The organism is Psychroserpens sp. (assembly GCF_045105015.1).
Lineage (GTDB): Bacteria > Bacteroidota > Bacteroidia > Flavobacteriales > Flavobacteriaceae > Psychroserpens.
Genome location: NZ_JBGCCX010000054.1, coordinates 1 through 11541, shown reverse-complemented (window position 1 = coordinate 11541; position 11541 = coordinate 1). Strand labels below are relative to the sequence as shown.

Sequence of the window (11541 nt, the reverse complement as noted above, 5' to 3'; positions counted from 1 at the left end):
AAGAAGCTTCAATAATAGATTTGAAAAAGAAGTCCAAATTGATAAATCAAACGTATATATCTTACCAACAGCTAATTTAAATCAAGATGTATTAGATTTAAAAGAGCATGTAGGAAGATTAGACGAGAAGTACCAAATTGTCTTAAAAGCCTTGTTTTTTGAAGGTATGACACAACAAGAAGCAAGTGACGAATTAGACATTCCACTAGGTACAATTAAGTCTAGATTAAAAATAGGTTTACGTGAACTTAAAAAAGTTTATGACCCATAAAGACATCAAAATGGAAAAAAAACTACATACTTTTTTTCAATCTGGTTTACTTGACAAGTATATTCTGGATGAAACCTCTGCTTCAGAACGTCTGAAAGTAGAATACTTTATTGACACTTACACTGAGGTACAAAATGAATATGAAAGGTTACAAAAAAACCTTGAAATTATTGCTAAAGCTAACGCAGTAGATGCTCCTAAATTTATTTTAGACAATGTATTTATCGACATTGAAGACAACACTCCTGTTGTCAAATTACAGAATACCAGTCGTAAAACACCATGGTATAGTATTGCTGCAAGTATTGTTGCCTTTGTTTTTGCTGGTGGATATTACATGAAAACTCAACAAAACATAGATTTACTCAATGAAAATCAGGTTGTTGTTGATGAAATTTTTGATTTGAGAAGTGATATTGATGAAAACAATAAAAGACTTGATAATTTAATGCGTCAGTTTATGGAATTAAACAACCCTGAAACTGCCAAATATGTATTTAGAGGAAATGATCGTGCTAAAGATTTAAAAACAGTGGCCTACATTAATCCAATTGAAGAAACTTCAATGATTGATGTTGTATCTTTACCTCAATTACCAGAAAATCAAACCTATCAGCTTTGGGCTGAAATGCAAGATAGAATGGTAAACCTAGGAATGTTAGATGCTTCTCAGAAACACTTACAATCTGTACCATACATAAAAGATGCTTTGGCTTTAAGCATTACAATTGAACAAAAGGACCGTTTAAATGAAACTATTGCAGATAGTGCAGTAGCTGAGATTGACTTAAACAATAACAAAAGATAATTTAATAGCACCCTAATTACAAAAAGCCACTTTTGAATTTGTCAAAAGTGGCTTTTTTTATTATTTGGAATTATTAAATCCCTTACTCTTTATCGAATAAAGCTTTATGTATGAATCCAGCAACAATTGCACCTGCAATTGGAGCTAACCAGAACAACCATAATTGCGCTGTAAATTCTCCTCCAGCAAATAATGCTTGACTAGTAGAACGTGCTGGATTAACAGATGTATTCGAAATTGGAATACTAATTAAATGTATTAACGTTAACCCAAGTCCGATTGCTATTGGAGCAAAACCTTTAGGTGCTCTTGGGTTTGTACTTCCTAAAATAATTAACAAGAAAAATAGTGTTAAAACAAATTCTGCGACTAAAACAGACATCATACTATAACCTCCTGGTGACAATTCACCATAGCCGTTAGAAGCAAAACCGCCTATATCTACAAAATCAGATTTACCAGTAACTATTAAATATAAAACGCCTGCAGCAGCAACTGCTCCAATAACTTGAGCAATAATGTAACCTACAAGGTTTTTTGCTTCAAATTTTCCTCCAGCCCATAAACCGAGGGAGACGGCAGGATTAAAATGTCCTCCTGAAATATGACCAACAGCATATGCCATAGTAAGTACAGTTAAACCAAAAGCTAATGCGACTCCGGCAAAACCAATTCCTAATTCAGGAAAAGCGGCTGCAAAAACAGCACTACCACAACCTCCAAAGACAAGCCAAAATGTTCCAAAAAATTCTGCGAATAATTTTTTCATAAGTAATAAAATGTATTAGTTAGTGAATTTAAATTTATGATAATTATTAATATGACACCAATAATGTTAAAAAGTCACTAACAATTTAATCAACAATTAATCTTAAGACTACAGTACTTATTGTTCGCTAAACATTTGAAAAATTGTATCTTTGCATCAATATCTTATATCCATTCATTTATGAAACTAGTTATCATTACATTAATACTTTTAGGTTTAAGTGTAGCTGGTATAGCCATTAAAATCTGGGCAAAAAAAGACGGAAAGTTTGCTGGAACTTGTGCAAGTCAAAATCCCATACTTAATCAAGAGGGTGAAGCTTGTGGGTTTTGTGGTAAAACACCAGATCAGTTTGATAATTGTGATGAACCTCAACACTCCTAATCGTCAATGATTTTTCTTGAAATAGTATTCTACGTATTTATTGTAGTCGTAGGTGTTCAAGTTTTTTTTTACGGTATTATTTTCAATAGCCTCATCAGGCACAAAACTATTAAACCTAAACTGAAAAACATATCAGTTTCTGTTATTGTATGTGCAAAAAATGAAGCAATAAATCTAAAAGAATTCTTACCCTTGATGATGTCTCAAGAGTACTCTGATTTTGAAGTTATTCTTATTAATGACAACTCAAAAGACGATACTTTAAAAGTTATGGAAGACTTTAAAGAAATGCACAACAACATCAAAATTGTAAATGTAAAGCCTATTGAAAAATTTTGGGGAAACAAAAAATATGCTCTTACTCTAGGTATTAAAGCTGCCAAAAATAATTTCTTATTATTTACTGATGCAGATTGCAAGCCTTTGTCCAAATATTGGATAAAAGAAATGAGTTCTCACTTTTCAAATGAAAAGTCAATCGTTATTGGATATGGAGCCTATCAAAAAATTAAAGGATCTTTTATTAATAAGCTTATTAGATATGAAACCTTTATTACTGCTATCCAATATTTATCTTATGCTAAATTAGGCCAACCCTACATGGCAGTTGGAAGAAACTTAGCTTACAGAAAAGAATTGTTTTTTGAAGCTAACGGATTTATGCAACACATGCACATAAAATCTGGTGATGATGATTTGTTCATAAATCAGATAGCTAAAGCATCAAATACATCAATATGTATTTCGAAAAATAGTTTTACTGAATCCGTTCCAAAAAAGTCACTGAAAGAATGGACACTTCAAAAACGGAGACATATCAGCACTGCCAATCACTACAAAATAAAACATAGAATTTTTCTAGCATCATTTTATTGCTCACAACTATTATTTTGGACATTAGCCATAATATTGATGGTAGTAATGTTCAATTGGAAAGTCGTTCTGGGGCTAATCATTTTAAGGTTCATTGTGCAATTAGCAAACCTTTTTTTAGCCTCAAAAAAACTAAATGAAAAAGATCTTCCTTTTTTAAGTCCTTTTCTTGAGTTATTCTTAATTGTTTTTCAATTCTTTATATTTATAAAAAATTTGATTTCAAAACCAGAATATTGGAAGTAAAAGAAGCCATTGAAAAAGCAAAAACCAAGAACCAAATAGCATTCAATTTTTTGCTTGATAAGTTTTGGAATAGTGTATATGGTTTTCAATTAAAAAGAACTGAAAATGAAAATGATGCTGAAGATATTACGATTCAAACATTTTCTAAAGCATTCGATAAAATTGACACTTATAATGATAACTACGAATTTAACACATGGCTAATCGCTATTTCTAAAAATATTCATATTGATTTACTTCGGAAACAAAAATCATCAATTCCACATACGGTAAACAGAGATAAAGACGATGAATTTCATGCTATTATTGATGAATCCCCTTCCCCTGAAGATAAACTAATTACTGAACAAAATTTAGCAAAATTACTTCGTGATATAAAAAAACTAAAACCACATTACCAAGAAGTAATCAATTTAAGATACTTTCAAGAATTAAGTTATAAAGAAATTTCGCAACAACTTGACGAACCTATGAATAATATTAAAGTTAAGTTACTAAGAGCAAAAAAACTTTTGTCTGAGATTATTAAAAAGGACTAACATTTGTGAATTTTAGTCTAAAAAAAATAGGGCCAGGTTTATTATTTGCAGGAGCTGCTATTGGTGTATCACATTTGGTACAATCTACAAGAGCAGGAGCAGATTTTGGATTTGGTTTGATTTGGGCTTTACTGTTAGTAAATCTATTTAAATATCCTTTTTTTCAATTCGGACCAAGATATGCTTCTGCAACTGGTGAATCACTATTAGAAGGTTATAAAAAATTAGGTAAACCTGTACTATTTGCCTATTTCCTTCTCACATTTGCAACAATGTTTACGATACAAACCGCAGTAACAATAGTCACAGCTGGTATCGCAACATCACTATTCGGAGCTGTTTTTGACGTTGAGACTTGGACCGTTATCATTTTAAGCATTTGTCTTTTATTACTGCTTGTTGGAAAGTATAAACTACTTGACAAACTCATAAAAATCATTATCATAGTACTTACAATAAGCACAATAACGGCTGTTTGCTTCGCCTTGTTAGGTGACATTCAAATGGTAACATTTAAACAAATTCTTCCTGAAAATAATCTTGAAATAGCATTTCTTATTGCATTTATGGGATGGATGCCAGCTCCTTTAGATATTTCCGTCTGGCATTCATTGTGGACCATAGAAAAGAAAAAATCTTCAGGTGAATTTTTACCAAAGTCCGCGCTATTCGATTTTAATGTTGGATATATTGGTACGATCATTTTAGGAATTGCATTTGTAGCCTTAGGAGCGTTGATTATGTTTAATAGTGGTGCAACGTTTAGTAGTTCTGCTGGTCAATTCGCAAATCAGCTAATTGACATGTACACTACAAGTTTAGGAAATTGGGCTTATATTATTGTTGGTGTCGCAGCTTTTACAACCATGTTTAGTACAACCTTAACAACTTTAGATGCCTCACCAAGAGCAATGGCAAAAACCACTCAACTGCTCACAGGTAGACGATTTAAAAAAGGATATCTATTTTGGATTTTATTTTTGGTTAGCGGAACTATCGTCATCTTCTTTTTCTTTGCTTCGGAAATGGGTCTACTTATTAAAGTAGCTACTATTCTTTCATTTTTAACGGCTCCTTTTTATGCTATCATAAATTATATTCTTATTTCAAGTAAACATACACCTGAAGACTGGAGGCCTTCAAAAGGTCTACATGTCTTAAGTATTCTTGGTATTATATTCTTACTTGGGTTTAGTGTTTGGTATCTGATTTATTAAGTTTATTTAAAAGAATACTTCGTATCTTTGTAATCGAATTTTTTCAGAATGAGTACAGAAACAACTTCAAATACAATTACACAACGTCAACCTAAACCTAAATGGCTTCGTGTTAAACTTCCAACGGGAAAAAAATATACCGAATTAAGAGGCTTAGTCGATAAATACAAATTAAATACAATTTGCACCTCAGGAAGCTGTCCAAATATGGGAGAATGTTGGGGAGAAGGCACGGCTACATTTATGATTTTAGGCAATGTTTGTACACGTTCTTGTGGATTTTGTGGTGTTAAAACTGGTCGCCCTGAAACTGTAGATTGGGATGAACCTGAAAAAGTAGCTCGCTCTATAAAAATTATGAGTATTAAACATGCGGTCTTGACCAGCGTTGATAGAGATGACCTTAAAGACATGGGAAGTATTATGTGGAGCGAAACAGTAAAAGCTGTAAGACGAATGAATCCTGAAACAACATTAGAAACATTAATTCCTGATTTTCAAGGTTTAGAACAACATATAGATCGAATTATTGAAGTTGCTCCCGAAGTCGTATCGCACAATATTGAAACCGTAAGACGCCTAACAAGAGAAGTTCGTATTCAAGCAAAATATGACCGTAGCATGCATGTGCTTAAATACTTAAAACAACAAGGTCAGCGTCGAACTAAATCAGGCATCATGCTAGGTTTAGGCGAGACTCGCGAAGAAGTTATCGCAACACTTCATGACTTAAAAGATAATAATGTTGATGTAGTGACTATCGGACAATACCTTCAACCGAGTAAAAAACATTTACCTGTTCAACAATTTATTACTCCTGAACAATTTGATGAATACAAACAAATCGGATTAGATTTAGGTTTTCGTCACGTTGAAAGTAGTGCACTAGTTAGATCGTCATACAAAGCTCAAAAACATATCAACTAGATGATTAAGGTTGCAATTAATGGTTTCGGTCGTATTGGAAGACGTGTTTTTAGACTCATTCTTGACCGAGATGATATCCAAGTTGTAGCTATAAATGATCTTGCTGATGCAAAAACTCTTAGTCATTTATTAAAATACGACAGCATACATGGCGTGTCTAATCATGAAATAACATCTTCAGAACATTCAATTATTTGTAACGATAAAGACATCCCTCTTTTAAATCACAACCACCCTAAAGATATAAATTGGAGACCCTATAATGTAGATTTCGTTATTGAGTCTACAGGGAAATTTAAAACAACTTCTGACCTCCAACACCACTTGGACAATGGTGCAAAACAAGTGATTTTATCTGTACCACCATTAGAAGATGATATTAAAACAGTAGTGCTTGGTGTCAATGAAAAAGACATTAAAGGAACTGAAACTATCATTTCGAATGCGTCTTGCACTACTAATAATGCTGCTCCAATGATTGCGGTTATCAATGAACTATGCGGAGTAAAACAAGCGTACATAACAACAATTCATTCGTATACAACAGATCAAAGTTTACACGATCAACCTCATAAAGATTTAAGACGAGCTCGAGCAGCTGGACAATCAATTGTTCCAACAACAACAGGAGCTGCTAAAGCACTTACAAAGATATTTCCTGATTTATCAAATGTAATCGGAGGTTGTGGTATCCGAGTTCCTGTCGCTAATGGTTCATTAACAGATATTACTTTTAATGTAGAACGTACAGTTACAATAGAAGAAATAAACGAAGCATTTAAATTAGCTTCTCAATCACATTTAAAAAATATTCTTCAGTATACTGAAGATCCAATTGTCTCTATAGATATTGTCGGTAACACACATTCTTGTGTATTTGATTCTCAAATGACTTCTGTTATCGGAAACATGATAAAAATCGTTGGTTGGTATGATAATGAAACCGGCTATTCTTCAAGAATTTTAGATTTAATTTGCAATTTATCGATGAAATTAGTACGTTTATCGAATAAATAATTATATTTGTCCAAATAAAGTGGCAAAGATATGTCCCAAATTAAACATTACATATTAGCTTTTTTAATCACTTTATCGACATTTGTTTCTGCTCAAGTTGATGCAGAAGAAGACGTTGATATATTGAAAATGCGCATTGAAAACCTAATCACTCAGTCAAATTTTGACAACGAGCGAGGTGACTATTTTAATGCTAAAGACAACTTAGAAAAAGCACTAACTATCGCTGAGAAAATTAGCGACAGAAAAAGTGAAGGCGAAATTCACACCAAAATAGCAAAACTTCAATTTACCGTAAATGAGCATGAAAATGCTTTAGTATCATTAACAAAAGCTGCTGAAATACAACGAGAAATCAATGACTACGGTAATTTAGCAATGACCTATAATATTAGAGGTTCACTTCATGCTAGTAAAAAAGAATATCAAACGGCTTTAGATTATTTTAATTCTGCAAAAACAAAATTTGAAGAAGAAGACCTAGAGCGCTTAATTCCTGAAGTAACTCTTAATGAAGCTAAAGTAAATCTAAAACTTAAAGATTACAAAACCGCAAAATCATTACTTGAGCGAACAATTGTACTTTCAAAAAAATACGGTCAAAAAAATATTCTATCAAATGCATTAATTTATAGCGGAAAAACGATTGACAAACTTGGCAATAATGATTTAGCTATCTCAATGACCAAAGAGGGCTTAAATATTGCTGATAAAAATGGTTTTATTGAAAACACTAATGAAGCTTATTTAACACTAAGCAACATCTATGAAAATGAAGCTGATTTTGAATTGGCACACGAATATTTAAACAAACACGTACAGCTTTCAGATTCGATTCTAAATATTAAACGAGAAAACTTATTACCTGAGAAACGCACAGAATATATAGATGCCTACAATGCCGCTGATTACGAGAAACTAAAAACGATTATCGAAGAACAAGAATCGGAAAGTAGTTTAGCAAAAATCACCACAATTTTAAGTATCGCATTAATTACAATTTTATCGTTATTAACTCTAGCATTGTACAAAAACAATAATATTAGACTTAAATCTAATAACATGCTTCACGAGAAAAACGACGATTTAGTTGAAGCTATGCGTAAAGCTGAACAAGCATCTAAAACGAAAGCAAACTTTTTATCTACTGTAACTCATGAGTTAAGGACACCATTATATGCTGTTACGGGTTTGACAAACATGTTATTAGATGAAGAACCTAAAGAGCATCAAATTCCACATTTAAAATCTTTAAAATTTTCTGGAGATTACTTATTAACTTTCATAAATGATATACTTCAAATTAATAAAATTGAAGCTAATAAAGTAGAACTTGATCCTGTTCAGTTTAACTTGAAAATGAAAGTAGAAAATGTGGTTTCTGCGCTTAATAATTCAGCATTAGATAATAATACCAAAATGCACTTCGATTATCAAAAAGACCTACCACAAACTTTTGTAGGGGATAATCTTAAAATATCTCAAATTTTAATCAATCTTATTGGTAACTCTATCAAGTTTACCAAAGATGGAGATATTTGGGTAAGAGTGTATAGCATTTCTAAAAATGGAAATGACCATATGCTTCGATTTGAAATTGAAGATAACGGAATTGGAATCTCTAAAGAAAAACAAGAAAATATGTTTGAGAGCTTCTCCCAAGGCTCCATTCAAATTAATAGAAAGTATGGTGGAACTGGCTTAGGTCTTTCCATTGTAAAAGGATTAATTGAAATATTAAAAGGAAAAATCTACCTTAAAAGTGAACTCGGAAAAGGAACAACTTTCTTTTTTGAAATACCATTAACCTACGCTCCAGAAGAAGTTAAAATTATTAAAGAGGATTACTCTAAAAACATTAGCAAATTGGACATTAGCAACATTAAAATTTTGATTGTTGAAGACAACAAGATTAATCAAATGATTACCAAGAAAATCTTGAACAAGATGGGACTTGAGTGTGAAATCGTAGATAATGGTGAAGCAGCGGTTGAAAAAGTAAGAGAACACACTTACGACGTTGTTCTCATGGATATTCACATGCCAGGTATTAGTGGTTTAGAAGCGACTAAAATCATTAGAACTTTCGACAAAGAGCTTACTATTTTTGCCTTAACAGCTGTAACGCTGGAAGATAAAATGCATGAGTTTGATGAAGCAGGATTTGATGATATCATATCTAAGCCATTTAAGCAAGAAGATTTCGAGAAGAAATTATACGAAGTGCTTGCTGAAAATGAAAAGACAACACCATCAATGTAATTTAAAGTTTCAGAAAACTATTGATTGATTTCTCAAACAAATCAATTGGATCTATTATAAATTCGATTGGTAGATAATACAACTCACTTTCATCCTTAAAATAAGGCAACAATCTAACATAATCCTTTTCAGTTGTTAGTATTATTTTCTTAGTTTTTAATTTAGAGATGTCTTCACCTGTAAAATTATGATGATCCTTAAATTTCAAATGTTCAAATTGTAAATCTTTACTTTTTAAAAAATCTACTAGAGGTTTCGGATTAGCAATTCCTGTGACAAGTGTAAACTCTTGCTTAATTAATTCAGACAAGACATTACTTTGATTTCCTTTCCAAACTTTTTCAGAATAATGTATCGAACTAAAAAACACCTCCTGATTTGGCAAAGGCTTCAAACGATTAATAATCGATACTTTTTCAGACTTAGACATTGTTTCAGGGCATTTGGTCACGACAATCACATCGGCACGCTTTGCTCCAGATTTTGGCTCTCTTAAATTTCCAGTTGGCAATACAAAATCATCTACATATAGATTACCATGAGCCGTGAGCAGAATATTAAATCCAGCCTTCACTTTTCGATGTTGAAAAGCATCATCTAATAAAATAATGTCTGGTTGTTTTTGCTTTAGTAATTTTGAAATCCCTTGACGTCTATCAACATCTACAGCTACAATTATATCTTTAAACTTAGTATAGAATTGAAATGGCTCATCACCTATTGAAGCAGCAGTTGCATGTTCATCAGCAATAATAAATCCAGAAGACTTGCGTTTGTAACCTCTGCTTAAAATAGCAACATTATAATTCTGACTCAACATCCTTATTAAATACTCTATCGTAGGTGTTTTCCCTGTACCACCAACGCTTAAATTACCTACGCAAATAATTGGGATATCATAAGCTGTTGAAGACTTCCATCCCAAATCATATAACTTATTTCGTAACCAAGTCACGAAATAATATATGGGAACAAAAGGAAAAAGTATATATCGAATTAGCTTCATTATATCAAAATCAATTGCTAAGATAATCATATCAAATGACTATAAAATTTTATATTTGAAACAAATTCACAATTATGATTGTAAAAGATGTCATTAGCTATTTGGAAGAACTTGCACCTCTAAATTATGCAGAGGACTTTGACAATGTCGGTCTTTTAGTTGGAAATAAGCAAACAGAAGTTTCAGGAGTTCTTGTGACATTAGACACCTTAGAAGCTGTGATTGATGAAGCTATCGAAAAAAATTGCAACCTAATTGTGAGCTTCCATCCTATTATTTTTAAAGGTTTAAAAAAAATAACTGGCAAATCTTATGTTGAAAGAACCGTTTTAAAAGCCATTAAAAATGATATTGCCATTTATGCTATTCATACAGCGTTAGACAACGCATTAAAAGGTGTTAACGACATTATTTGCAACACTCTAGGATTAACCAATAAGAAGATATTGATTCCTCAAAAAGGGACTATTAAAAAATTAACAACCTATATACCTACAAAAAATGCTGAAGCATTAAGAGCTGAGTTATTCAAAGCTGGAGCTGGCAATATTGGCAATTATGACAATTGTAGTTTTAATACTGAAGGCATAGGAACTTATAAAGGAAATGAAAATTCTGACCCTCAAATAGGAAAAAAGGGAGAATTGCATAAAGAAGAAGAAACTCAAATCTCTGTAACTTTCAATAAACATGTAGAATCTAAAATCTTAAGTTCTCTTTTTGAACACCATCCATATGAAGAAGTAGCATTTGAAGTAACCTCGCTCGAAAACTACAATCAAAACATTGGTATTGGAATGGTTGGAAACTTAGAAAAAAATCAAGAAACTAAAGCTTTTCTTCAGTTTGTAAAGAAAAAAATGAATGTCTCTTGCCTGAAGCATTCTAAACTTATCAAAGAAGAGGTTTCAAAAATTGCAGTATTAGGAGGCTCAGGAAGTTTTGCAATAGCTGCCGCTAAAGCTGCTGACGCTGATGTTTTAATAACTTCAGATTTAAAATATCATGACTTTTTTTCAGCGGAAAACGACATTATTTTAGCAGATATTGGACATTATGAAAGTGAACAGTTCACAAAAAACTTTTTAGTAGACTATCTCTCAAAAAAAATTACTAATTTTGCAGTCGTTTTATCAACGACAAATACAAATCCGGTAAAGTATTTATAATTATGGCAAAAAAAGCTGAAGCATCTGTAGAAGATCGATTAAGAGCATTGTAC

12 protein-coding genes are annotated in these 11541 nt (G+C 32.0%); 10 read left to right on the top strand and 2 right to left on the bottom strand.

The features are described from left to right. Positions 1-271: RNA polymerase sigma factor (locus AB8B90_RS04550; RefSeq protein ID WP_405334104.1), on the top strand; the 271-nt coding region annotated here is incomplete at its 5' end. 10 nt (positions 272-281) lie between these two features. After that, the gene (locus AB8B90_RS04545; protein ID WP_405334103.1) at positions 282-1079 is read left to right on the top strand and encodes an anti-sigma factor domain-containing protein; all 798 of its coding nucleotides are present in this window, start codon (positions 282-284) and stop codon (positions 1077-1079) included. Between the two features lie 82 nt (positions 1080-1161). Here AB8B90_RS04545 and aqpZ read toward each other — a convergent pair whose 3' ends face one another. Beyond that, entirely contained in the window at positions 1162-1848 is a 687-nt protein-coding gene (aqpZ, locus tag AB8B90_RS04540) for an aquaporin Z (RefSeq protein ID WP_405334101.1), read from the bottom strand. A gap of 180 nt (positions 1849-2028) precedes the next feature. On the opposite strand from aqpZ, the gene AB8B90_RS04535 reads away from it, so the two are divergent. Genes AB8B90_RS04535 through AB8B90_RS04505 form a run of 7 tightly spaced genes read left to right on the top strand, consistent with a single transcriptional unit; the run spans position 2029 to position 9313 of the window. After that, positions 2029-2232 (top strand): membrane or secreted protein, encoded by a 204-nt coding sequence (locus AB8B90_RS04535; RefSeq protein ID WP_405334099.1) that lies wholly within the window; start codon positions 2029-2031, stop codon positions 2230-2232. A 6-nt stretch (positions 2233-2238) separates the two neighbouring features. Continuing rightward, on the top strand, positions 2239-3351 hold the full coding sequence (locus AB8B90_RS04530) for a glycosyltransferase (RefSeq protein ID WP_405334097.1): 1113 nt from the start codon (positions 2239-2241) through the stop codon (positions 3349-3351). After that, positions 3342-3890 carry an RNA polymerase sigma factor gene (locus AB8B90_RS04525; protein ID WP_405334095.1) on the top strand — a complete coding sequence of 183 codons (549 nt, stop codon included), beginning with the start codon at positions 3342-3344 and terminating at the stop codon, positions 3888-3890. The genes AB8B90_RS04530 and AB8B90_RS04525 overlap by 10 nt, the downstream gene beginning before the upstream one ends. Before the next feature lie 5 nt (positions 3891-3895). Then, positions 3896-5107 (top strand): Nramp family divalent metal transporter, encoded by a 1212-nt coding sequence (locus AB8B90_RS04520; RefSeq protein WP_405334093.1) that lies wholly within the window; start codon positions 3896-3898, stop codon positions 5105-5107. A 48-nt stretch (positions 5108-5155) separates the two neighbouring features. Further along, the gene (gene lipA, locus AB8B90_RS04515) at positions 5156-6034 is read left to right on the top strand and encodes a lipoyl synthase (protein WP_405334091.1); all 879 of its coding nucleotides are present in this window, start codon (positions 5156-5158) and stop codon (positions 6032-6034) included. Further along, entirely contained in the window at positions 6035-7051 is a 1017-nt protein-coding gene (gene gap, locus AB8B90_RS04510) for a type I glyceraldehyde-3-phosphate dehydrogenase (protein WP_405334089.1), read from the top strand. Positions 7052-7081: 30 nt separating this feature from the next. Further along, positions 7082-9313: an ATP-binding protein gene (locus AB8B90_RS04505; RefSeq protein WP_405334087.1), complete on the top strand. Its 2232-nt coding sequence runs from the start codon at positions 7082-7084 to the stop codon at positions 9311-9313. Between the two features lies 1 nt (position 9314). Here the strand turns inward: AB8B90_RS04505 and lpxK are convergent, their stop codons facing one another. After that, complete coding sequence (gene lpxK / locus AB8B90_RS04500; protein ID WP_405334085.1) at positions 9315-10349, bottom strand: tetraacyldisaccharide 4'-kinase; 1035 nt, start codon at positions 10347-10349, stop codon at positions 9315-9317. A gap of 44 nt (positions 10350-10393) precedes the next feature. On the opposite strand from lpxK, the gene AB8B90_RS04495 reads away from it, so the two are divergent. After that, a complete protein-coding gene (locus AB8B90_RS04495; protein ID WP_405334083.1) occupies positions 10394-11488 on the top strand; it encodes a Nif3-like dinuclear metal center hexameric protein in 1095 nt (364 codons plus the stop codon). Positions 11489-11541: the final 53 nt, after the last annotated feature.